The organism is Chitinophagaceae bacterium (assembly GCA_016717285.1).
GTDB lineage: Bacteria > Bacteroidota > Bacteroidia > Chitinophagales > UBA10324 > JACCZZ01.
This window is the reverse complement of record JADKFU010000001.1, coordinates 577,826-603,595: the sequence shown is the minus strand read 5'-3', so window position 1 is coordinate 603,595 and position 25,770 is coordinate 577,826. Positions and strand designations below refer to the sequence as shown.

Below are 25,770 nucleotides of genomic sequence, written 5' to 3'. Positions count from 1 at the left end.
ATAGTCATAAAAGAAAAAAAAACCTTCGGATGTCGAAGGTTTTTTTATTGTTATGTCTGCTACTTCCTGTGAAAAATCTTCCTCCGGCATTATTAATACAACATGCTGAGCGGATTTTCCAGGTATGCTTTTAACGTTTGCAGAAATCTTGCACCTGTTGCTCCATCCACTACCCGGTGATCACAGGAGAGTGTTACTGTAAGCATGCTGCTAATCTTAACCTGATCATTTAACACTACAGGAATTTTTTTAATTTTTCCGATCGCCATAATGCATGCATCCGGCGGATTGATGATGGCTGTGAACTGATCAATATCCATCATTCCCAGGTTGGAAATTGTGAATGTGTTGCCCTGCATTTCTTCAGGTTGTAATTTCTTTTCTTTTGCTTTTCCGGCGAAGGCGCGGGCTTCCTCACTAATCTGCGATAATGATTTCTGATCGGCAAATTTAATTACAGGCACGAGCAAACCTTCTTCCACTGCTACGGCCATACCGACGTGCACATGGTGATTGTACCGGATCTTATCCGTCAGCCAGCTTGCATTCACCTTAGGATTTTTCTTCAGTGCCAGCGCAGCGGCTTTGATAATGATATCGTTGAAAGAAATTTTCTTATCAGGAAAATTTTCATTGAGTGCAGAACGCGCTTCTACACTCCGATCCATATTGATTTCCATGGTAAGATAAAAATGCGGCGCGCTGAACTTGCTTTCCGCCAAACGACGCGCGATTGTTTTACGCATCTGTGAAACCGGCACTTCTTCGAATGACTCTGATCCAATTGCAACAAATGGAACAGACTTGCTTCCTCCATCAGTACCTGCAGTGATAAACTTTTCTACATCACGTTTTACAATGCGGCCTTCGTCTCCTGAACCTTTTATTTGAGAAATAGAAACGCCCGATTCACTGGCAATTTTTTTGGCAAGTGGTGACGCTTTGATACGTCCTGATTCTTTATCACCATCAACTTTATTATCAGCAGAAACCGGTGCTTGCTTTTCTGTTACAATAGCTTCTTCCTTTTTCGCAACGTCTTCTTTCTTCGCAGCAACTTCTTTTTCTCCGCCTTCAGGTTTTGATTCAACAACACCATTTCCCGCAGATTCAAGCAACGATTTATAGTCCTCGCCGTCCTTTCCGATTACAGCTATTACTTCATCAACCTTTATTGATGCACCTTTTCCCGGGCCGATGTATAGCAATGTTCCTTCCTGGAAACTTTCAAACTCCATCACCGCTTTATCGGTTTCAATTTCCGCAAGCAGATCACCAGACTTCACTTTATCACCCACCTTCTTGTGCCACGCCACGATCACTCCTTCTGTCATCGTATCGCTCATCTTGGGCATGCGTACTACATCAGCCATGTTACGATTAAATTTTAGTGAGCCAAAAATAGGAAAAAGCGTATCTAATTCACAATTGATACTATGCAGTCCATCATTATGGTTGCGTTTCTGCTTTACTTATTTTTCGATTGCAAAGCAAAAATTCCTTTATAATAATGTTGTATTGAAATGGCATTTGCAAAACGTGGTGAATAATCACATTCTAAACCTGTCCATTCTAAACTTTATGAAAATGGTTAAGATTGTTGAAGATCAATTTCACTTGAATGATTATGCGAAGTTTGCTGAATTAATAATCAAGCTCCAGTTTCAGCCGGTCCTTTAAATCCTGCAACTTCGGATTCTTCTTCAGCATGTGGTTGAATTTTTCACCGGTGGTATATGGCTTCCGCGAAGACTCAGCCCTTGACTTTTGCTTATCAACCTGTATCACCAGGTCAATCGCCTTTTTATCCAATTCCTTTTTCAGGAAATAATACATTTCTTCTCTTTCCCCATTTAAAGTATTGAGATATGATTCTGTACCAACCCTGATGAGCACCGTCTTATTACCGACTATTTCAGGAGGAAAAGCTTCCAGTATTTTCAGGATCACCTGCTTTTTTTCACCTTCAATAATCTTCAGATAACTTTTCCAGACCTGTTGAAAAGCATAATTATCAATCTCATCAAATACCGCTTCCTCCATTGGTTTCAACGGCTGTTGCTCTTCTTCTTTTGGTCGTTCAAGAAGTTCCTTCTTGATACTATCGAGCGAGGTAAGCCGGACTGATGAACCGGTTTTTACAGGTTTTTTAGCTTCCGCTTTTTTTTCAGCAGTAACAATAACAGGATCTTCCTTACTTGCTATAGGAAATGCGGTAATAGTTTCGCCCGAAGCAGTTATTATTTCTTCATCTGCCTTCAGGGATTTTTTTTTTACTCCGGCAACCGGTTCATTAATCAGGTCAATCACCTGTTGTAAATGACAAAGCCGAATGAGTGCGAGCTCAACGCACAGCCTTTTATTTTTGCTGGCCTTATATTGCAAATCCGCATCATTAAGAATTGCAAGAGCTGAAATAAGAAATGCTGCAGGAGTATAAGCTGCCTGCTGAACATATCTTTTACGGATATTTTCTGAAAAGTCCATCAACACCTGTGTGGCCGCGTCTTTGGCAACCAGCAAATCCCGGAAATGATCAGATAATCCTGCGAGAAAATTTTCTCCGTCAAATCCCTTTTGAAGCACCTGGTTATAGGTAAGCAGCGTAGATGATGTATCAGTTGCAAGAAAATAATCTGTTAGCTTGAAAAAATAATCGTAATCGAGAATGTTCAGATTTTCAACTGTTGCAGCATATTGAATTTTCCGATTGGCAAAAATACTGATCCTGTCAAACATCGACAATGCGTCGCGCAAAGCACCATCCGCTTTCTGCGCGATAATGTGCAAAGCATCTTCTTCTGCAGCAATGTCTTCTTTTTTAGCTATTGCTGCGAGATGCTTAACCATGTCTTCCGTTTTGATACGGTTGAAATCGAAAATCTGACAACGCGACAAAATAGTTGGAATGATCTTGTGCTTCTCGGTAGTAGCAAGAATGAAAATAGCATATGGCGGGGGCTCTTCCAGTGTTTTCAAAAAGGCATTGAAAGCCTGTTGTGAAAGCATGTGCACCTCATCAATGATGTATATTTTTTTCTTTCCGGTTTGCGGGGCAAAACGAACCTGTTCAATTAATGCTCTTATATCTTCTACTGAATTATTTGAAGCAGCATCGAGTTCATGAATATTGAAGGAAGCATTGTGGTTAAATGCTTCACAGGCCGGGCATTCATTGCATGGTTCAAAATCAGCAGTGATGTTTTCGCAGTTCACTGCCTTTGCAAGAATTCTTGCGCAGGTGGTTTTACCAACGCCACGAGGACCACAGAATAGAAAAGCCTGCGCCAGTTGATTGGTACGAATAGCATTCTTTAACGTGTTGGTAACCTGTGGCTGACCAATCACATCTTCAAATCGTGCGGGGCGATACTTTCGGGCTGATACAATGAAATTTTCCATCGCGGGTTACAAATATATTCCATCCAAACAAAAATGAACGATAAAAATAATACCGTACTGATGATGAACTTGTAATCAATCTCTATTTGTTATTCTTTGCCATTCCTTCAAAAACTGAACTGATGATGGAAAGAATAATAGAGAACAAAAGCGCCCACCAAAATCCATCTACCTTAAAACCCGGAACAATTTTGCTGGCAAGCAGGATGACAAAAGCATTAATTACGAGCAAAAATAATCCGAGTGTAACGATGGTTACAGGCAGCGTAAGAATGATCATCAGCGGTTTGATAATTGCATCGAGCACAGCCAGCACTGCAGCTACTATCACAGCTCCGAGCATTCCGTCTACATCCACCCCTGGAAGCAAATAGGCCGTAATAAGAACTGCCAAACCACTGATTAATATTTTAACAAGGAAATTCATAGTGCCTAATCGTCAGAATCTTTAAAATACAATTTTGGGAATTCAAAAAACAGAAGCTGGCCTTCTTTAGCGCTCACCTCTTTCCAGTTATTGACGGAAAAACGTAGACTGCAGATGCCACAGGTTGGCATATTTTCGATAACTGTTACGGAGAAAAAATTAACAAGCCATGTAATTCCCGGATTGTGACCGAAGATTGCCACAGTACTTTTCTCATCAGGCAACAATGTTACAAATTCCATCAGTGCATCCAGGTCAGCAAGATATAAGTGCTTGCTCTGTTCTATAAGTTGCTTTTTATATTCCAGTTCCGCGGCAAATATTTTTGCAGTTGAAAGCGCTCTTGTTGCAGTGCTGGTTACTATCAGATCAGGTGTAACCTTTCTTTTCTTTAAAACCTTAGCCATAAACGGCGCATCCCGTTCGCCACGCTTATTTAATGTGCGATCATGGTCGTTAAGAAGCGTATCCTTCCAGCTTGATTTCGCATGTCGCACCAATATTAAATTCTTCATGATGACTTAAACTTATGCTACCAATTGAAGAAATTCAGAAAAACATAGCTGTAGACGGCTACATAGGTTATTACTGTAATAATAATTCCCCACATGAATAATGCATAAGCAGTTCTCAACAGGGAATTTTTTGCACTTAAAATTTTTCCCAGACAATAAAGTTCGCGAATCATGCTTCCATATAGAAATTCGCTGTCCTTCATCATCTCCTTAAAACCCCAGTTAAATTCTTCCGGCTTCATTTTCTGAAAGTTGCCAAAAAACATCAGGTTAGCGCTTTTCTTCTCAATATCTTCTACCGTTGTATTTCCAGAATAATGCTTTGGCTGCATGGAAAGAATCGTAAAAATAATTGAAAGCAAACAAAACAGTAACAGTATGCCTACAGGCACAAGCATCAAAAAGCTGATAGTTAATTCCGGTACAACTATTACGTTAACCAATGCAAAGACCAGCATAATACTATTGATCGCCAGTAAGAAATTAGCCTTATCATCCGCGGTTTTCCAGAGATTCATGTGATTATTTAACGTTAACCGGAAAACAGTTTCAATGCCTCTTTCAGGTCGATTTTCTTTGGCCGCTTTTTCTTCTTCTCTCTTGCTCGTTTTGGTTTTCTGCTTCGCTTCAGTGTCCTCCAACTCCTCCATCATCTTTTTTAACTCGAGGATATGATTGATTTTCCTTTTTTCAAATGATAGATAACAATAGGGCGTGTGGAATTGATGATGTGTAAGAAATTCTATCTCCAGCTTAATCCATTCCAGATCCGTGTATTTTTTATTCAACACCAGTTCCTGTTCCTGCCGGAGAAAATTTGCGCTCTCAAAATATTTTTTACTTGCTATTCCCGAAAGGTCCGCATCACACAAAACATACTCCAACAGGTTAGTCGGTTTTTGCGGGTACCTGGTGGCATCAATACAGCCTTTAATTTTTTCAATTTTTTCAGCAGCATATAAATTCTCCGTGAGAAATCGCACCGCTATTTCTTTGCTCTTCTCTTCATGACCTGCATATATTTCCGTGAAGCCGGTATCGTGAAACCAGGCCGCCAATAATATTATTTCAGCTTCTTCTTTTGGAATTTCAATCCCTTCTGCAATCTCAGTAGCGGCTTCCACTACTTCCGATGTATGAATGAAATTGTGATAGATATGATTAGCCGGCAACTTCTCGCGCAATAGATTGAAAACATATTCCGAAGCCTTTTGCACTATTGGTGTTGTCTTTTTCATATCGGTTTTCTGCAGTGCAAAAGTAACTTTTGTTCACAAAGGAACGGAAGGGTTTGAAGGGTTTATGTTGTTTATATTGTTGAGCGGGTTTAGATGGTACCGGCATTTACGCGCTAAAGTTGATTGGCATACCATCTAAACTCTCTAAACCCTTCTAACATTTCAAATCCTTCCTTGCCTCACTCTACGGTAATTTTGCTCACTTTCTTTTCATCTCCAATCGTAGCTTCAACAAAGTAAATTCCACGTGGCCATTCGCTGACATCCATCACAAGGCTATTATTACCTGCTGTGGTTTCCCATTGCCGGGTAAGTTCTTGTTGTCCCATCATATTAAAAACATTGATTAGCAATGTTCCACTCTGCTGAAGCTCCAATTCAATATTCACATAATCACTGGAAGGATTAGGAAACACTTCAATTTTCATATCAACATTTTCATCGGATAACTTTTGAGGCAGCGTGGTAAACTTTTTCTTTACTGAATAAACGGATGAAAGTGGATTAGGTGCTGCACAAACAGACCGCACCTGCCAGTCATATGTTGTGTTGGGAGTTAAGCCCGAGATGGTTACGGATTTATTGTTGCAGGGCTTGGTAATCCATGTTCCTGTGGAAGCAGGTTTATATTGCACTACATAAGAAAGCGCATTGGTTGCATTTAGCCATTTCAATTTTGCAGAAACAGTGGTGACATTTAATGACTTCATGCCGGAAGCTGAGGGTCGCGCGCAGGGAGTCCACTCAAAACGATGGGAGCGATAAATGCCATCATTAAATTCCGGATCCAATCGCATCTCCCAGACAATGTTACCTTCCGGAGTAACCTCGGTTACACTTGGAAACACAGTGCTGTACACCAAACCCCAGCAAATGAAAGTATTACCATTTGGCAATCGCTGAACGCTTCCCATAGCCGAGCTGCTGCCGGTAACATTACGTTCATACTTCCAGGTAAGTTTTGCTGTTTTATCCACTTCATTCAAAATATATTCCTTCGCTGCACTTTTTGCCGGGAAGTGGTAATTGCCATTGTCAAAAAGTGTCAGGTGCCCATTGGCAATCCTTCGCACATCATGCTGATAAGAAAATTGCTGCGCATCTCCGATAAAAGCAAACTGGTTGTGCAACCCTCCCAGGCGCCAGATAATATCACCGGTAGTGAAACTGATCTTTGTCACCTCATCCATATGCCGCGAGGAGAGCAGGAAACTTACTCCGTCCGCTTCAAGATGAATGGAATTTGCGTGCACATAATCAATTTCACTGGTTGACAATGGCGTATGCGTAGCATCTGTGATTTCAAAATGATCCCAGCTTCTCCACTGAAAGACTACATTTTTTTCCGCATCCAACTCCTGAATAATTGCGCCGACCACAATAGCATTCGGATTATAATTCGGATTATAAATTGTCATGTCAACAACTTGCGGGTCATACGCTAAAAGATAAGAATGTCCATTCGGCAGCACAATGAATTCATGCACATCAGTTACATATCCGTTGCCAGAATAAAATTTGTCAATTACCTTATAATTTGAATCCAGCATTTCGAACCGGTTGAAATTGTCGTTGAACAACGTCAGGTATCCATTCTGGTTAATGGTGAATCCTGTTCCTTTGGTTTGATCAAATTTTCCATACACTGAGTCCGCATTATTGCCCATGATGCAATAGTGCGCTGTTGCCTGATAACTGAAATCAAAATTGTGAAAAAACACTTTTCCGGGAGCCGGATTATTATTGGTCCAAATAGTAAGCGGAGGCAGGCCACCTGACCAATCAGAAAGGTCGCGCGTATCGCTGCTCTCCGGATCTGCAGCCGTGCCAAATTCCTCTTCAAAAATATGACGGCGGGCATCGTTCATTCGTTGCGATGTTTTCTCTGAAGGCAAAGGCATCGTTTGAAAAGTAAAAACAGTTCCGTTTATTTTTTTTCCATCAGCAGTATGAAGACCATCCGTTACCGCGATGGTAATTTCTTCATTATAACTGAAGGCTGTAGTTGGTTGAAGAAGTATTGTTTTTCCATCATCTGATAGTTTAATGGAAACATCATGCTTTCCGCTTTCTGAACCTGTTACAGCAAACAGGTTCTGCTTCAGTGTTGATACATCAATAAGATTTCCATTGCGGAGAATAATATTGGTTTCGGTATGATGCAATTTTGTGCCTGGCATTGGTGAGATATATTGAAATTGCCCGAAAGCCGGTTGGAGACAAAGCACACCGATTGCGGCAAAAAAAAGCTGTTGTAGCATTCTGATAGTCATGGGAATTTTTTTTGGGGAAGCGCAAATATAATTGATATTGGGAAGGACAATAAATTCCTTTCAAATTGATTTCAACAGTGAAGAATCAAATGATTTGATGGGTATTTCTAATCACTTTAACATACTTAGTAAACTGAATATTAAAAATTGCATTCAGGGAAAACTAAATGTTCTTTGATTGCGATGAGAGTTACTACTTAATAAAAACGACAGGGCTTTGGCCGGATACGCCCACTTCATTAAATACTTCGATAGCAAAATAATAAGACTGACCAACGTTGAGCGCGCGTAGTTCAAGACTGTTTCCATCATCTTGAAATACCTGGTAGGTCTGATACAGTTTATCTTTCGCTATTCCCCACAAAATATTATAGCCGACTGCTCCTTTTACACCATTCCATTTTATCATGGCATTTCGCGCATCCGAATCACGGACAACTTCAGGTTTAGCCGGTATAGCAGGAAGATTTCCTTTTCCTTTTCCAAAAACCCTTATGTCGCTGATGGCAAGATTGGGAGCAGCAACATAAACATGATCATACTTTATATAGCGTGCCTGTTCAGGCTTCGTCAATTCAATGTAGGCATTTGGGCGATCACGTTTTTCATTGGTGAGGTCAGCAATTTTATTCCATTGCTTTCCGTCCATTGATGCATACAATCTGAATTGCGTATATACTGTGGAATCACTGTAAAAAATATCCGATTTATAATCTACAAAATTTACCTGTACTGCCCTTACTTCACAGGGTTGCAGCAAATCAATTGTAATCCACTCACCTGCGCTATTATTGTCCGCAACCCAAAAAGTGCGTGGATCTTCATCGGTTGTTTTATTTGCAACGAATGTATCCATCACTGAAGATGCCCTACATGGTTTTTGATACGATAACAACATCCAACCTGTAAACAAGTCGTTACGGTCATTCCATTTCCCGGTAGGTAAATACTGTGGAAAATCACCGAACCGCGTGTTGGAATACATTTGATCATCTTCATCAAAGCCTGCCGGAAACATAGAGATTCGACGTTCAAAATTCCAGTTGATGGCAATCCACGGCGTTCCGGTATTCCAGTAATTTCCATACGTATCCTGAAAAGTATTGCCATGGCCTGCACCGGTCATAAACCCGCCGGGCTTATAAGAAACAGGATTGTAAGGAGCATACTCAAATGGGCCCAACGGATTATCAGACACGTATGTACCGTTTGCATACACATTAAACTCAGTGCCGGGCGCTCCATACTGAAGAAAATATTTATCGTGGTATTTTGTCATCCATGCACCTTCAATATATGGCTTGATCGTATCGCGGTGATTCCTTCCGAAACGTTCCCAACCATGCTGATCAGGATGTAAGCTGATCAGACCTTTGTAATCCGACTTGTAAGTAAGTTGTTTGTTTTTATCCAGTTCTGCACCGTAAATGGGATAAACATTGGATGAACCCCAATACATATACCACTTGTCCTTTGCTTCATCGTAAAATATTGCAGGATCCCATGGACCAACTTCTTTCGGCAACTGTGGCAGCCACCTGTTGTAGAAATATAATCTTCCGTTTTCAGGAGTGGTGGTAAAAAATATGGGACGCTGTTCAAATGTTGATTGAAATAGATAAAGGGTATCACGAACTGAAAGAGCTGCAGGAGCACAAATATCTTCCATCGGCCATTTGGTGGGTGTAATATAATTCCAATGCAAGAGATCGTTGGAATGCCAGTAGCCACCCGAAATAGTAACAAATAAATAATACCCGCCATTGTGATTCACGATCACCGGATCAGCTCCTGAACGATATGATATTTTGCTGTTGAGTTGTTCGAAGTTGTATTGATAATTGATGTCCATTGGATTACAGTATGTAATAATGCCGGAAGTCTGAGCCAAAACATTATCAATGATTATCAAAAGAATAATAACAACAGCAAAAAATTGCCTGAACGATTTCTTGTTATTACCATGAAAAAAAAATGCGTGTTTCATCCTTTTCATTTGTAAAGATTGAAGTGTTTTGAAAAACAAGTTCAAGTCAATTAGCGCAAATCATATATTTATTCGAAACAAAAATAACTTAATCGACCAATGTCAGCTTGCGTCAGATCAGGGCGAAATTATTTTCCAACTTACATTTTGTTATCGTTCAAGAATGTTAAGTTTTAATTATTCCAGTTTACGTCTTTTGCAAAACAAAGATTCAATTTTTACAACCCCTTTTTATTTCTTGAAGTCAATTTAAAAATTTTATTGAGCGTTATATTTTCAATGGTTAATTTTTAAGTGAAAGCAGATCCTCAGTAATGTCTGACGCTAAATCCATCTACATTTCAAGTCACAAAATCTGCTATTTTTACCCCTTCCATTCTGCCCCTGCATGATTCGTTTTTCCTTTCTATTCATTTTTCAATTATTGACAACGGTGGCAGTTGTTGCACAAACTTATTCACCGGTTACCATTACAGGTTTCAATAGTGATTTAATTGCCGAAACTGCTCCCAACTCGCTTTCTACCACTTCCATGTCAACCGATCTCACCGCTCATGTAATGTACTCGCAGGGATTTGCAGCAGCAGCCGGTTTACCAGCCGGAATTGTAAACAGCGGAACGATAGTCAGCGGAACGAGAACTTACCAGATGGCATCTTTCAGTTCGCAGAATGCACTTTATGTAGATGTTGGATTGACTCAAAGCATTACTCTTTTTACAACAAGTTCTTATTCAAAAATAAGTCTGATGGGCTTTTCCGCTGAAGGAAACAGCACCCTCAACATCAAGCTGACCTTTACCGATGGCACTACCACCAATTACGGCAACTTCACTTTGTCGGATTGGTTTAATGGATTGAATGCAGTGTATTGTTGCTTCAGTCGTTGTGTCCGCACAGCAACCGGTCCCTACAATGTTGATGGCTTGCCTTCGAACCCACGATTTTATCCAATTGATATTTCCTTATCGTGCGATGATCAGCAAAAAAACCTTCAGACCATCACCATAAAGAATCTGAATGGCACTACTGCATTTACAAATGCTTTTTGCTTGCACTATCGGGAGTTCCGTTTTCTCAGAATATCTTTTCCTTTGTGAACAATGAAACCTGTCCCGGCGCAAACAATGGAAGCATCAATTTATTTACAGGCGGAACTTCTGCGCCTTATACTTATTCCTGGAACACTACGCCCGTTCAAACGACAGCCAATGCCACCAATCTTGATTCAGGTATTTACGTTTGTAAAATCACCGACATCAATGGATGCATAACTTATGATACTGTTTCTGTTTTGTTGATGCCTGTAATTCCACTTAACACGCTGGCAAATCCACCTGTGATTTGTGAAGGTGCCTCCACACAATTGACAGTCGCGGGGCTTTCCGCTTTTTCGTGGTCTCCGGGCGGACAGACTACTTCACCTGCTATTGTAAGTCCTGTGGTTACTACAGATTATATTGTTTCAGGAAATGATGCTAACGGATGCACGCGACAAGATACGGTTACCGTTACCGTAAATCCATTACCGGTTATCATTGTAAATCCAAATCCGGCAAGCATCTGTACGGGAGGAAACATTGTATTGCAAGCTTCAGGAGCTTCTGCTTATTCATGGTCACCGTCAACAGGATTAAGCAATACAGCCATCTTCAATCCTGTTGCCAATCCTGCGGATACAACTGTTTATACGGTTACAGGTATTGATGCAAATGGTTGCAGCAATTCTGCTACCGTTGAAGTTGCAGTCAAGCCAAGTCCTTTGGTTGTAGCTGCGGCAAACCCATCCACCATTTGCCAGGGAGCATCCAGTGACCTATCTGTTTCAGGATTGAACTCATTTACCTGGTATCCGGGTGGTCAAACTATTTCGCCTATTATTGTTTCACCACTTGTAACAACAATTTACACTGTTACCGGTAGTGGTTCCAATGGTTGTAACGGACAAGGAACCGTTACAGTTACTGTTAATACTTTACCAATTATTAACTGCGCTCCGGCTTCCACTGCTATTTGCAAAAGTGATTCTGTTTTGCTCACTGCAAACGGAGGAGTGAGTTACAGTTGGTCGCCTGCTACAGATTTAAATGATCCTGCTGTTTCCAATCCATTTGCCAGTCCAACCACAACTACTATTTATACTGTTACAGGTTTCGATGCCAATGGTTGCAGTTCCACAGCTACTTCAGTTGTTACGGTTTATAATGCTCCATCTGTAATCGCAGTGGCTGATCCGTCAAGTATCTGCGAAGGAAGCAGCACGCAACTTTCTGTTTCCGGCCTGAGTCTTTTTAACTGGAATCCGGGTGGACAAACAATTTCACCCATTACCGTGAGCCCTAATGGAAGCACTACTTATACTATTTCAGGAACGGATGTGAATGGTTGCAGCGGTGAAGGAACTGTTACAGTAACTGTTGCACCGAATCCGGTTGTAGCAGTCACTTCCACAGATACGATTATTTGTAATGGTACTCAGGCGACATTAATTGCATCGGGAACTGCAACGCAATATATCTGGACGCCAGGTGCAATTACAGGCAGTATGGTGAGTGTTTCGCCATCTGATACCACCGAATATATGCTGACCGGCGTTCTTGGAAATTGCACAGCCATCGATTCTATTACAATCAACGTTGTTCCTTCTCCGGACGTAGCATTCTTTCCTTCTTTATTGGAAGGTTGCGATCCACTATTGGTAAGTTTTACGGATCAGAGTCTAAACGGAACAGAATGGAGTTGGTTATTTGGTGATGGTGGAAGCGCGGCCGTTCAAAATCCAGAACATGTTTTTCATCCCGGAACCTGGAGCATTACTGAAACGGTGAGTAACGAAGCCGGTTGCACATCAACGTTAGTGCTGCCTGAGTTAATACAGGTGTATGCTGATCCCGTTGCCGATTTTACGGTGAATCCTGCATTCTACCAACCTGTTGAATTGATAAATGCGGAGTTTCAGTTTTTGAATCAAAGCATTGGTGCAACAGATTTCTTTTGGGATTTTGCTGATGAAGTTTTTAGTGATGAAGAAGATCCCTTGCATCGTTACATAGCTCCCGGTGATTATGCTGTTACGCTTATTGTAACCGGACCCGGAAATTGCAGTGATACGATTTCCAAATCATTCCTCACAGTCATTCCATCAACAATAGGTTTTATACCAACGGCCTTTACGCCAAATGGTGACGGTTTAAATGATTTGTTTCTTCCAACCAATACCAACCTGGTTGGAATGGACATGAAAATTTTCAATCGATGGGGAAATTTAATTTTTCACGGTACATCTCCTGCTGATGGATGGAACGGTACATATCAGGACCTTCCTGCAGAAATCGGTGTGTATGTTTATTCGATCAGTCTGCAATTTGAAAACGGGAAACAGGAAGTGAGGAAAGGGAATTTAACGTTGGTGAGATGATGGTTTGATGTGCCGATGAATTTGATGTGCTGATGTGCCGATTGAGTTAAATGACTAATGTTGGGTTGTGTGTTGTCTGTTGTGTGTTGTCTGTTGTCTGTTGTCAACTCAATACTAACATTGACCAATGACTAATGACTAATGACTATTCACAATTCACTATTCACTATTCACCAATCACAATTCCCGTCACCTTCACCGCACTTGCTAAAGCAGCTTCAACTGTTCCCATAGCAGGTCCGGAATAGATTGCTTCTCCGGCAAAGAATAAGGTATCCTCTACTGGTTGTTCAAGAATGGTAACTGATTGCACGCTATCTAATGTGGCATAGGCATAAGCGCCATGTGTGAATGGATCATTTGTCCAGTTGGCAACATGCCAGGCGCTTATGTTTTCCTTCAAGTCCGTTACATCCCATTTAAAAATGGAAGCAAGAGAAGTGAGTGCATCTTCCAGGATCAATTGATCATTTTTATTTTTCCATTTTTCTGCTGAAGGTCCGGCCAGCCAGCCGGTAAGCAATGCATTTTCTTCCGGATATTGTGTCCACCAGGTTGGAATGGATGCATCGGAAATAAGGAAGCTCAAATCTGATGCTTCGGAAAATTGTTTTTTAATACCTGCACTTTTCCAGAATGGTGATTTAAATTCTATCAACACTTTTATTACTGAACCAAATCCCATTTTTTCAATTGCAGCGGCTTTTTCCGGAATGGCAGGAATAAAAGCAATAGCGTTTTCAGACGCAGCCGTTTGCTGTAAAATTCCTAACGGAACAGTAATAATTATTTTATTCCCGGTGAATTGCTTTTCGTTGCTGCAGTTTATCGTTACAGCATTGCGTTCCCATTTCACTTTCGTTACAATGGTATTCAATTCTATTACAGCTCCTCCGTTAACACATTCGCGTTCCAGGAAATCAATCATTTTACCGTAACCACTCTTAACACGAAAATTGGTTCCCTCCTCTTCACTCAACCATTCATCACGTAAGGCAAAGGTGCTTGCTTTCAATGTATCGGCAGCATCGTATCCTTCGGCAAAACCTTTGATAGAAGCTCGAAGCGCCGCATGTTTTTCATCACTGAAAAAAGTGGCCATAAAATCCGCAATCGTCAGGTCTTCTTTCAATTCACGCAGACTTTTCTCCAGCAATTCCCAATCTGCAAAAAAGGATGTTTCGGGTTGCAGTGCTCCATCTCTTACCTGCCATGTGGAGCCTTTCATGGGTTCAAACCTGATGTCTGCTTCCTTTAATAAATTTATGGTTACAGGCAATGAGCCATGAATAAATTCAGCTCCTGATTCCACAGGCATAGTAAAGAAATCGTTAGTAAATGTATGAATGCGGCCTCCTGTTCGGTCACGTGCTTCCAATACCAGCACCTCTTTTCCCGCTTTAGAAAGAATACGCGCACACATTAAACCTGCTGCGCCTGCACCGATGATAATTATTTTTTCAGGTTGCATACAGCCGGAAAATAAAGTTGGGATGGTATGTTTTCTAAAAAGATCCGGTTACAAACCGTCGATGAAAATAAATGAATGCTTGTGCGGGCTCTGACAAATTAAACAACTACGTTTAATCAGTTTCTATTACTTGTCAATCACCATTCTTTTTGTTATTGAATTTTTTTCGTCGCTGATCGAATAAAAATATACTCCGGCTTTATATTTTGAAACATCGAGTGAAACAGTATTAACTCCTGCATGACCGGTGATAGAAGTTTTATACACTTCGTTTCCGATCACGTTAGACACCTTTATATCGATAGGTCCACCATGCATCATGTTAACAAAAATCTGTGTTTTAGAAGTCGCAGGATTAGGTTGATTCTGACCAACATCAAAACGGCTTGTTTGCAAACCGGGAATTCCGATGGTATTGCTGATTGTTATCTGATATCCGGTAAAATCTACGGGTATTGACGCTACCGGGGTGAAATACACCAATGCATTAATGGTTAAAGGGTAAACTCCTTCTGTGGTTGGTGTCCCCTGAATTCGGACACAGCCTACAGAGTCTCCCTTGAAAGCACAAGTTGAAGGATTACAATTATAATGAAAGGCAACAGAGGAAGGGATATTTTCTAATCCCGTTATGCCGGTCAATTTAACCTGGTACACATCAATGCCTGTAGTGATGATCGATGAATCTTTCAACGGCACTTTAAATTGTACCGTAAAATCATACGGCACATTGGCCGGACCAGCAGGCATATTCACAATCGTATCCGGATAAATTCCTGATCCCGGCTGTGTCCAGCCCGGTATGCAGGGCTGCGAAAATGCTGCTGAAAAGGAAAGCAGGAATATGAAGAGGTAAAGTATTTCTTTTTTCATGTGGCACTGTTTCGTGTAAATATAATTTCAAAAAACTGTTTTTAGAAACATTAAATAATTTTCATTGTTGCCAGCAAAATTATTTGGTCGGAAAATAATGTGGCGTTGATAGGTATTGTTGGCACCCAATCCATAGCCATCTCATTCAATCAAAACTCACCGATCGCTTTGCGTAAACTGACTTAATCATTAGCTTTGGATTCTGATGAAAATTCATTCTGCACAAAACTCGCTTCGTTATTTCCTAAGTCTCACGCCCGGCGCTTTTGTTATCGCCGGCAATCTTCTTGGCGGATGGTGGTCGATCTCGAATATCATCTATACCATGTTGCTATTGATTGGTATTGAATACCTGACGAAAGAAAACAAAAAAGTGAATGACGTTGATGATGGAACTGTTCCTAACGTTGTACTCTCGCTCCATGTTCTCTTTCACACCCTCACCATTTTCACATTGCTTTATGGTATTTACGCTGGAATACTGGTTGGCAAGTTCATCTGGATCGCTTCCGTTTCCACCGGCATCAGTGGCGGCATTGAAGGAATCAACAGCGCACACGAACTCATCCACCGCAAACAATGGTATGCCCGAATCGGCGGCATCTGGAATTTATTGCTGGTGAACTACAGTCACTTTTACATCGAACACATCAGAGGACATCATCGCTTTATCGGCACGCCACGTGATTCTGCAACAGCACTCTATGGTGAATCATTTTATCATTTCTTTGCACGTACAGTGCCTGCACAATTCCGGAGCGCGTTTCAATTGGAAGCAGACCGGCTGCGAAAAATAAATCAACACGGTGGTGGAATAAGAAATCTTGTAGTTCAATTGGTGGTGATACAAATCATGCTTTGCATAATCATTTTCTACCTCGCAGGCAACATTGCATTGCTTGCTTACCTGCATCAAAGTGTAATTGCTTTTTTCCTGTTGGAATATGTCAACTATATTGAACATTACGGGCTACAGCGTTCAGAAAGAGAAAAAGTAAATGCGACGCATAGCTGGCAGTGCGATTTACCTATCAGCAGGTTTGCATTGATCGAACTGTCCCGTCATTCAGATCACCACATCACCGCTTCAAAACCTTACTACAAACTAATTAATTACGATGATAGCCCGGTGTTACCTGCGGGTTATTTTGGTTCGTTCTATTGGGCCATGTTTCCTCCGCTGTGGTTCAAAAAAGTAAATCCTGTACTGGATGCATACCTGGAAAAGAAAAACGGAGTTTCTAGGTGATTTTTTTATCTGATGAAAACATTTTTTTAACATTAATGTTTGCCAGATTTTTTTGCAGGTAACATCAAATCCTTACCATGCACATCTTTGAATATAATGTCGCCCCTCCGGGGCTTCATGCATTTTTATTCCGACATTATGGTAGAATTTCCAGCCATTCCGTTTTAGAAATATTTTGCCATGATCAAAACATTACTCCTTTACCTGAATCTGTTTCCGATGTGTGTAGTGTTGTAGTATCTTGCACCATTCCATGAGAACTATTACTTCCTTTTTGTGCCTTTTGCTGCTAACTTGCTGTTTCAAATCAGCATGTGCACAAGGGAATTCGCTGTTATGGAAGATCACCGGAAATGGACTTTCAACAACCTCCTATGTGTATGGCACCATGCACAGTAAAGATGCCCGTGTATTCAAGCTGGCAGATTCCGTATTTACTGCTTTCGAATCCTGCGATGCATTTGCAATGGAAATAATTATTGATGATGCTTCGCGACTGAATATTATGAAGGGATTATTTATGGATACCAGTTATACCCTTAAAAAACTGCTGACCACAGAACAATATGATTCGGCAGATCAGTATTGCCGTCAGCATACCGGTGAAAGCATTAAAAACTTTGAAAATCTAAAGCCTGTTTATACGGCTGCCATTCTCTCGCAGTTCATGTACAGTCATTCGGACTCCATAGATGATGACCAGCAATATTTCCTGGATGAATACTTTCAGCATCTTGCAATGAATCAGCAAAAAAAAATCAAAGGATTGGAATCCATTGCTGAACAAATGCATGTTTTTGATGTGCTCAGCTATCAGGATCAGGCAGCATTACTGATGCAAACCGTGCGCAAGTCGGCTGATGAAGCGAATAGTTATGATCAGATGGTGCGCTATTACCTCGACAATGACCTTGTAAAAATGATGTCGTTTGAAAATGATTTTTCATTACCGGATTCATTGTATGATGGTTTGATTACCATACGCAATCACCGCATGGCGGAACGGATTGATACCATGATAAAGAAACAGTCAACCTTTATTGCAGTCGGTGCAGGACATTTAGGTGAAACGGAAGGCCTTGTGAACCTGCTTCGCGACAAAGGATATTCCGTATTGCCGGTACTGCCTGCATACACAAACTATTTACCGAATGGGTGGTATCGCAAAGCATCCATAAAAAATAAATTTGTAGCCGATTTTCCAACCGTACCTCAGATGAGCAAAGAAGAAATTGCTGCCAGCCAGTTATGTCACTACTCGAGTACAGCTTCCACTTACACCACAGAAGTTCACCAGTATGATTTATATGTTGGATATGGTCGGCAGGACAGCGTGCTGAAATCGGTATTGCAACATCATTATGAAATGAAAATCGTGCTCGATGAAATCAAGCCTGATACCTTGAACAGCAATAAATTTCAGCTCCTGCTTGAAACAACCGATGGCAGAAATTGCACTGTACAATGTTTTGAGAAAAACAATCGTGTCTATGTGTTGCTCTATACTTATAAGCGAAAAGTGAATAAGGAATTCCGCAACAGGTTTTTCTCATCGTTTCAACTATTATCATAAATGTTGATCAGCGTTGACAAAGCAGTTGAATTATTACAGCATGCAGAAGCTGTTGCCGTGCCAACAGAAACCGTGTATGGTTTAGCAGCCGTTGCTACAAATGCAAAAGCCATCTCCAGGATATTTGAAATAAAAAACAGGCCTGCGGACAATCCTTTGATCTGTCATTTTTGCGATATTGAACAGATCAAAACTTTCGCGACTTCCATTCCTGAAAACACACTAAGATTGCTGCAACACTTCGCACCCGGACCGTTAAGTGTTATGCTCGATCTCCCGCAAGATTCCTCACTCTTGTTTGCAACCTGTGGTAATCCGCAAATGATTGCACGTATTCCGGATCATCCGCTTTTTCTTTCCATCATAAAAAAATTAAATGTTCCGGTAGCAGCCCCGAGTGCCAATACTTCAGGGAGAATATCCGCGACCACTGCAGAGATGGTGGAGAAAGATTTGGGTGATAAGGTTTCCGGAATTGTAGATGGCGGAGCTACGACAGTCGGATTAGAATCAACCATTGTTGATGCGAGGTCAATGGAAAAAGTATTTGTGCTGCGACCGGGTTTAATTGGGGAAAAAGAAATAAAATCTGTTTTACGGGATGTAAAAGTTATTTTCGATCAGGATGATTCAGGCAAAAATATTCCAGGCGCGAAGTATCCGCATTATGCTCCGAAAACGCCTGTTAAAATTTTAACATCAGTGGTTGACATTATCGATCATCCCGACAGCGCTGTCTTTCTCACGTTAGAATCTATGCAAACAATTCCACGAAGCATTTTTCCTATACTCACATCTAAGAATATTCACCTCTTAGAAATCGGAACCCTTCAGGATTTAAATTCCATAGCTCGAAACTTTTACCAGGTGGTGTCTTCTGTTGATCAACTGGAATTATCTCAGGCTTATTTTCTTATGACGGATTTCGGGGATTCTTCGTTGGGAAAAACACTTCAAAACAGGTTGCAAAAAATAGTGACGGGCTGAATCATTGAAAAAATTTACACTGGCGGAAGTTTTATAAAGTTTCAAAAAATATATTCCATCATTGCTTCACAATCTTTCCCGATCCAATAAATCTTCCCTCCTTCATCACCTTTACAAAGTAAATTCCATTCTTTAACCAGGACAAATCAAGCGTGGTTTCCAAATCTTCCGATTGAGCATCAAATAGCAATTTGCCGACTACATCATATACTATCACCGTCACAGGCATTTCCTGATTTTTGAGTTGAATGTTTACCTGGTTGGAAAACGGGTTTGGGTAAATTGCCACTACGGCATTGTCTATTGTATTATCAATTTTTGAAATGGTCGGTCCATCCGTGGAGAATGTGCCTGGATGCCGGAGTCCATAATGAGATATTCCCGGAATGAAATTCAAGAGATTTGGAACTACTGTATATTCCAGCGTTCCACCTGAATGAATATTGGAACCTTTATTATTAAATACATCATGATACCTGGCTACAAATAAATTAGGATCAAGGCAACAGGGCATATATTGCCAGGTATCCCACAATGAAGAGCTTTGCGCCGCGCCGGTAAGCAAGAAGGTGCTGTCGTTCGCTAATGCGAGACCTAAACCAACATCATCGGAACCTCCTCCCATTACTCTTGCGTATTTCACAAGGCCATTTGCATCATATCGTGCAAGAAAACAATGCTTGCTCTGTGTGAAAAGTTGTACCTGGATACCATCGAAATCTGCAAACAAAGCGTTGCCGCCGAGGAATCCGGTAATAACCGTATTGCCCGATTTATCTGCGATGATGTCCCAGGCCTCATCATTCTTAGAGCTTCCACCATGACGCAACCACTGAGATGTTCCGGCAGCATTAAACTTTACGGTAATCACTTCATGATCAGTCGGGGTGTATCCGTTAAAGGATTGTAAACCGAAATTTATAGTGGTACCACTCGCTTGTCCGCAGAGATAACTATTCTCATTACCATCAATGGCCAGACCATTAATAAAGGTACCATTGGTTCCTCCACCATAACTCAGCCACTGACAATTGAGCGCAGCATTCAGTTTCAATTCAAAAACGCGAAAGGATGAAGACGTTGCGGTAAAACCATTCAGCGCTATGGTGCCGAAGAACGCGCCACCTACATAAATGTTTCCGGAACCGGATGCCACTTCCACCTCTCTGGCTTCCTGGTGTTCAGCACTGTTAGTGTTGAGCTGAATCAGATCTGTGAGTGTGCCATCAGGTAAGTAGCGAAGCAGAATTCCGCCATTGTAAGTCAGCGTTTGCGTTTCAAAAACATTGGTTCCGTCCACTGTTCCTACAACAACAATTCGACCCTGATCGTCAATGTCCATATCATTAAAGCCGGCACCAAGTCCTGCGCCGCCACCGTGCTTCATCCATTGAATGTTTCCACTCAAATCATACTTGGCTAAAAACCCATGACGGCTGTTGCCTGCATACGTATAGGAAATGGTATCGAAGGTGATGGTACTGTTTGCGATTTGTGTGATGAATGATCCGCAGACATACACTGCATTGCCAGCAACAGAAACCTTCACTGCTGCTTCCTGGATGTCTGAGAAACCGGAGCCGCCAAAAGTATGCACCCATTGTACGATTCCTGCTGCGTTATATTTTGCAAGGCAACCGTCCTGGTAAGCTGGAACGATAAGACCTGAGAAGGTGCTTTGTATGGCAAGATGGCCCAGTACATAAGCGTTCCCATCTTTATCTGCATCTACGGCATAACCATTTTCGTTGGCATCAAAAGGGGTCGATCCTGCATCGCGCATCCACTCAATGGATTGGGCATTCATAGCAAAAGAGGAAGTAATTAAAAGGATAATTACGGTAATTGAAATGGTAAATGGTTTATTCATTGTAATAGGTTTTAATAAGTTTTATTAATTAAGAATTTTCATTTGGTTTTATATGGAAGAAATATATTCCGTTATCTCTTAAACCTTCGAAGATATCGACCAACTGTTTCCGGAGAAAATAAACTTAACCGATCAGGGAAATAAGGGTGATGAGGAAGATTTGGAAAGACTTCCATATAAAAGCATGGGCAGTTCAGCTCGCATCTATGATAGTGATCAAAGCTTACCAAATACAACTTGCTGTTTCGTGGAATTTATATTTTCGGCTCATACAATTGAGAAGCATAAGTTATATATTAATAAATGCTTTTAAATAACTTTAGTGTTGATGAAACTTTTTATTTGATATGGTTGAGTTTAAAAAAGCGGACGCTTTTGCAATTTAGGCACAATCGGACGCTTGCGCTAAACGGCATGTAAAAGAGAATTGTAATAACCAACCAACAAAGACTTTGTAACCTTTTTAAACAGACCCAAATAATATTTAATGCACAATCAATATTTTTTTATTGATCACCTTACTTTCAAAACGAACTAAGATGTTGTACAATCCATCCGGCAAATTGAAAGTTGGGATAGCATGCGAAACACCCGGAGAGAAAACAACATCAGTAAGCCTGAGTACCTCCATGCTTTCCATATTGTAAATCATCACCTCCGCAGGCTTGGCAAAATCGCCTGAATACAATTGAAGTTCAAAGGCATTGCTGGCAGGATTTGGATAAATGAAAATTTCGGTAGCTGATCGTATTTCATCCTCATCGTTATTGAGTCCGACTGGTATCGAATTAGCAAGATAACAATCGCTGATGTCTTCGATAATATCGTCTCCCAATGCTGCCTTGAAACTATCAAGCTGGATGCGGTATTGCTCAATGAGCGATTGATGGGCAGCATCATTGATGAGATTTGTATTTTCTGCGGGATCGTTAACCAGGTCGAAAAATTCTTCCGTTATTTCATCACAATAGTAGTAGTTGTATTTGTACTCCAGACTTCTTACCGAGCGGCAATTAACTGCTGCTTCATTTACGGTAGTGGCCTGGTAATAAAAAGCGGTTCTGCTCTTTGATCCATCAAACAGCTTATGCATAGAAAGACCATCCGAAGCAACCGTATCCGGAATTCCAGCAAGGTCGAAGAGTGTAGGTGCGATGTCTATATTCAGTGCCATATCATCAGTAACAATGGAGCCAGCAGGAAACCAGGCAGGGTAACGCATAAATATGGGTATGCGCATGGATGGCTCATGAGGCAGGCGTTTTCCCTGCAGGTAATGCTCACCCATCAGGAACCCGTTATCACTCATAAAGATGACCAGTGTGCTGTCGAGAATTTGTTTTGCCTCAAGTGCTGCTAAAATTTTTGAAACACCCACATCCACTCCGGCCATCATTTCAAAATAACCGCGCCAATCATCAGCAAGGCCTGCAGAATCATGTGAAAAGAAAGGTTCGGTACCGAGAAAACTCGGATAGTTGATCTGATAGGGTTCGAAATTATCCGGAATGGGCATTACATCATCATCAAATATTCCATCTTCTTCATCGCGGGGTTTCGTTGGAGAATGAGTTGCTGAATAACATACGTAAATTAAAAATGGCTCCGTAACCTTGTTGATGAGGGCAATGGTAGAATCTGTGAGCACATCAGTTACATGACCCTCGAGTTCTTTAACAACACCATTGTAATTGAAATCAGCATCACTATGTCCGTGGCCAACCCTGGCCATCCACCAATCCCATCCGGGCTGAGGTACCGGATCCTGATCATTTGCATTCATGTATTTACCCATAAATGCAGTGTAGTATCCGGCGCTGTTGAGCACGGTGGAAATGGTAGGCAGGTAGTCATAGAACATCTCGACATTATTCACCGCCCCGTGGTGATTGGCATAGAGGCCGGTGAAAAGGCTTGCCCTGCTGGGGTTACAAAGTGAAAAAACGACGAAGGAGTTTTTAAAGTTTACCCCTTCATTGGCAATACGGTCAATATTGGGAGTTTGAAAAAAAGAAGGTGCTCCATTGCAGCTATAGGTATCTGAACGGGAGTCGTCCAGCAATATCACGATAACGTTTGGCTTAGTAGTGTTCTGGGCCCCACATATCTTGACACCGGCAATAAGCAGCAATGTAATGGATGAAACGAGTTGTTGCAAGTATTTCAACATAGATTATTTTTTTCAGAGAAACCTTTAAATCCCCTCATGGTATACTTTATGGCAGGGAAGAAATGGGAAGTTTTGACTGCCTCAAATATACCACATCCCTTTGATGTAGGCACTGATTACAAATCCGCGGTAACGGGACTAACATGAAAGGCGGACTGCCATTGCAGAAAAATCATTTCTTTTTTTCTACCTTAATAATTTCGGAACTATTGCTGAAGATAATCCGAATGAAATAAAAGCCATCCGGAAAATCTGATAAATCGAAGGTAATCGTTTTTGCATTTGTGGTTTCCTCTCTGAGTATTTTTCCGGTAATGGTGATTAGTTGAATATTGCTCCCTTCATCCGGTAACTCAATGGTTAATTTTCCATCAGTAGGAATTGGGTAGGCCCGGATATTTTTACCAGGTGAAATTGCGGTAACTGAGGTAGAGGATACATAAAACGGCAATCCATACCCAAAGCATCCATTTGGCACAAATACCCGGCAACCATAATACCCTGTCGAACCAGGAATATAGTAAGCATGTATTGCCCCGCTGATAGCATTAGCAGCACTATACAATCCGACTGAAGAATTGTTTTGGTACCATTGATAAGAAATAGCACCCCACTCATATGCCCACAGGGTATCATCCGGGTACGTGATATCCGGAAGCGGATACATCGGGTATGAAAGAATTGAAGAGGTGTCACTTCCCAATATATTAGTTGTGATACACTGAAAATATTCGATGGAATCAAAATCAGTTAATGTAAAATAAAATTTATTCGTGGAAGATGGATCAATTAATTGTCCATTATGATACCAATAAAATTCAACATTGGTAGAAGAGCATCCCGCAGTGAGTGACATATTTCCTGAAAAGCAAACTCCGCTGGCAAAAAGACAATTAATAACAGGCAATGAAGTCTCTGATATTCCGGTTTCCGGATATCGCTTGGCGAAGACACCATCATCAGAAGTGTCATAACTACAATCAGGGTACTTTGTAAAACTGATAAGACATCCATTACTTCCGTCAGAAATAATCTTGGGGAAACCTGTGATGTATCCAAGATTGCTATAAGTAATCGTATCACTATAGGTTATTGAATCAGTGTTCTTAAAGTGATAAATCCTGTTCCCAAGAGCTGAATAAATTCCTCCGGACCCATCCGCGCACTGGGTGTAAAATGAATTAAGAGGAGTAATTTGAAAATCAGTTCCTGCTTCGTTAAACCTGATAGTTTTAAAATTGCCATAACAGCTAAAGCGGTAGGCGAGATATAAATTATTGGTATCACTTTCCACTAATCCAAAAAATTCTGTGAAACCCGAAGTGCTGTAACCACAGGCATTGGTATTATCCTGACCAATTAAAGAAACTGAGATGGAAGCATCTAAATTAATTCGGTAAATTTTCAGGTTGGGAAATAATGAATAGTCACTTGTTACGAAGATAGCGCAATGATTAACTCCCCTTTGAAGATAGTTCACAAAGTCAGATTGGAAAGTTGTAGAAGATGAAATTATATTACCGCTGGTATCAACCGTGCATATTAATTCATCTGAATTCTCGGTAGAGGTTACAATGATGAGTGTGGAAGAATCAAACATCATAATTTTTCCTGCTTCACCATATTGAGGCACATCCGCAATTACTTTTTTACCACCAGGGGTTACATTAATTCCATTCGAATTGAAATGTGTAAAATAGGCTTTACCGTAGAAGTCGTTATTGAATAAAACATATATCCCTCCGTATCCGTCTACAGCGTAATTGACTGATGAAACATCCAACAGCACATCTAAATTACATTTCCAAAGGACGTTCCCATTGCTGTCTATCCGTTCTATATAATTAGTCCAGCCATATTCGGTATATATAAGAAACAGGCCGCCGGCAGAATCATTTCGCAGTTCAAATTGATTATTACCCGGATTAGAAACGGGCGTGATATTTATGCCATTCGTAGTCCAACGGGGAATTCCATTCTTATCAATCCATTGGGAATAAATTTCAGGTTTCAGAATTGAACGCCAATCGTGCCAGGCAATAAAAGCACCGCCATGAAGATCAGAAATCATTTGAAGATCAAATTGGCCTCCAGATACCAAACATACAGAATCATCCTTTTCAGCACTGACTGACCACTGAGCGCATGCATGATTCAGCCAGGTTAATCCGGCAAGGCAAAGGATAATTATTTTATTAAAGTTGCACTTCATAATACTCCGGAAATGAAAAAATGGAGAAATAGAACTTTAAGAATGTGTGTTTAAATTACACTGTAATATATGAATTGCGATTTAATTGATACGTTTTATTTTTTAC

General features: G+C 40.9%; 17 protein-coding genes. 5 read left to right on the top strand and 12 right to left on the bottom strand.

Going from position 1 to position 25,770, the window contains the following annotated elements; genetic code table 11:
• Nucleotides 1-92: 92 nt before the first annotated feature.
• From IPO83_02550 to IPO83_02520, 7 genes are all read right to left on the bottom strand, one after another.
• On the bottom strand, nucleotides 93-1,373 hold the full coding sequence (locus IPO83_02550; protein MBK9730160.1) for a pyruvate dehydrogenase complex dihydrolipoamide acetyltransferase: 1,281 nt from the start codon (nucleotides 1,371-1,373) through the stop codon (nucleotides 93-95).
• A gap of 271 nt (nucleotides 1,374-1,644) precedes the next feature.
• Nucleotides 1,645-3,402, bottom strand: a complete 1,758-nt coding sequence (locus IPO83_02545; GenBank protein MBK9730159.1) for a DNA polymerase III subunit gamma/tau — start codon at nucleotides 3,400-3,402, stop codon at nucleotides 1,645-1,647.
• Between the two features lie 82 nt (nucleotides 3,403-3,484).
• Nucleotides 3,485-3,829, bottom strand: coding sequence for a phage holin family protein (locus IPO83_02540; protein ID MBK9730158.1), 345 nt, complete (start codon nucleotides 3,827-3,829; stop codon nucleotides 3,485-3,487).
• A gap of 5 nt (nucleotides 3,830-3,834) precedes the next feature.
• Complete coding sequence (locus IPO83_02535; GenBank protein MBK9730157.1) at nucleotides 3,835-4,344, bottom strand: histidine phosphatase family protein; 510 nt, start codon at nucleotides 4,342-4,344, stop codon at nucleotides 3,835-3,837.
• Nucleotides 4,345-4,361: 17 nt separating this feature from the next.
• Nucleotides 4,362-5,582 (bottom strand): phosphohydrolase, encoded by a 1,221-nt coding sequence (locus IPO83_02530; GenBank protein ID MBK9730156.1) that lies wholly within the window; start codon nucleotides 5,580-5,582, stop codon nucleotides 4,362-4,364.
• Nucleotides 5,583-5,761: 179 nt separating this feature from the next.
• Nucleotides 5,762-7,855, bottom strand: coding sequence for an aryl-sulfate sulfotransferase (locus IPO83_02525; protein MBK9730155.1), 2,094 nt, complete (start codon nucleotides 7,853-7,855; stop codon nucleotides 5,762-5,764).
• 193 nt (nucleotides 7,856-8,048) lie between these two features.
• Nucleotides 8,049-9,842 (bottom strand): discoidin domain-containing protein, encoded by a 1,794-nt coding sequence (locus IPO83_02520; protein MBK9730154.1) that lies wholly within the window; start codon nucleotides 9,840-9,842, stop codon nucleotides 8,049-8,051.
• Between the two features lie 388 nt (nucleotides 9,843-10,230).
• Here IPO83_02520 and IPO83_02515 point away from each other — a divergent pair, with 388 nt between their 5' ends.
• Nucleotides 10,231-10,941, top strand: a complete 711-nt coding sequence (locus tag IPO83_02515) for a hypothetical protein (GenBank protein MBK9730153.1) — start codon at nucleotides 10,231-10,233, stop codon at nucleotides 10,939-10,941.
• Nucleotides 10,890-13,259 carry a gliding motility-associated C-terminal domain-containing protein gene (locus IPO83_02510; protein ID MBK9730152.1) on the top strand — a complete coding sequence of 790 codons (2,370 nt, stop codon included), beginning with the start codon at nucleotides 10,890-10,892 and terminating at the stop codon, nucleotides 13,257-13,259. Before IPO83_02515 ends, IPO83_02510 begins: the two co-directional genes overlap by 52 nt.
• A gap of 166 nt (nucleotides 13,260-13,425) precedes the next feature.
• Here IPO83_02510 and IPO83_02505 read toward each other — a convergent pair whose 3' ends face one another.
• The gene (locus tag IPO83_02505; protein ID MBK9730151.1) at nucleotides 13,426-14,730 is read right to left on the bottom strand and encodes an FAD-dependent oxidoreductase; all 1,305 of its coding nucleotides are present in this window, start codon (nucleotides 14,728-14,730) and stop codon (nucleotides 13,426-13,428) included.
• Between the two features lie 126 nt (nucleotides 14,731-14,856).
• A complete protein-coding gene (locus tag IPO83_02500) occupies nucleotides 14,857-15,603 on the bottom strand; it encodes a T9SS type A sorting domain-containing protein (GenBank protein ID MBK9730150.1) in 747 nt (248 codons plus the stop codon).
• 205 nt (nucleotides 15,604-15,808) lie between these two features.
• On the opposite strand from IPO83_02500, the gene IPO83_02495 reads away from it, so the two are divergent.
• The 3 genes from IPO83_02495 (at nucleotide 15,809) to IPO83_02485 (ending at nucleotide 19,412) form a co-directional block, all read left to right on the top strand.
• Complete coding sequence (locus tag IPO83_02495) at nucleotides 15,809-16,852, top strand: alkane 1-monooxygenase (GenBank protein MBK9730149.1); 1,044 nt, start codon at nucleotides 15,809-15,811, stop codon at nucleotides 16,850-16,852.
• A 253-nt stretch (nucleotides 16,853-17,105) separates the two neighbouring features.
• Nucleotides 17,106-18,425 carry a TraB/GumN family protein gene (locus tag IPO83_02490; protein MBK9730148.1) on the top strand — a complete coding sequence of 440 codons (1,320 nt, stop codon included), beginning with the start codon at nucleotides 17,106-17,108 and terminating at the stop codon, nucleotides 18,423-18,425.
• A complete protein-coding gene (locus IPO83_02485) occupies nucleotides 18,426-19,412 on the top strand; it encodes a threonylcarbamoyl-AMP synthase (protein ID MBK9730147.1) in 987 nt (328 codons plus the stop codon).
• 58 nt (nucleotides 19,413-19,470) lie between these two features.
• Here IPO83_02485 and IPO83_02480 read toward each other — a convergent pair whose 3' ends face one another.
• From IPO83_02480 to IPO83_02470, 3 genes are all read right to left on the bottom strand, one after another.
• Complete coding sequence (locus IPO83_02480; protein MBK9730146.1) at nucleotides 19,471-21,282, bottom strand: T9SS type A sorting domain-containing protein; 1,812 nt, start codon at nucleotides 21,280-21,282, stop codon at nucleotides 19,471-19,473.
• Between the two features lie 484 nt (nucleotides 21,283-21,766).
• Nucleotides 21,767-23,452 (bottom strand): sulfatase-like hydrolase/transferase, encoded by a 1,686-nt coding sequence (locus IPO83_02475; GenBank protein MBK9730145.1) that lies wholly within the window; start codon nucleotides 23,450-23,452, stop codon nucleotides 21,767-21,769.
• 172 nt (nucleotides 23,453-23,624) lie between these two features.
• Nucleotides 23,625-25,664: a T9SS type A sorting domain-containing protein gene (locus IPO83_02470; protein MBK9730144.1), complete on the bottom strand. Its 2,040-nt coding sequence runs from the start codon at nucleotides 25,662-25,664 to the stop codon at nucleotides 23,625-23,627.
• Between the last annotated feature and the right edge of the window lie 106 nt (nucleotides 25,665-25,770).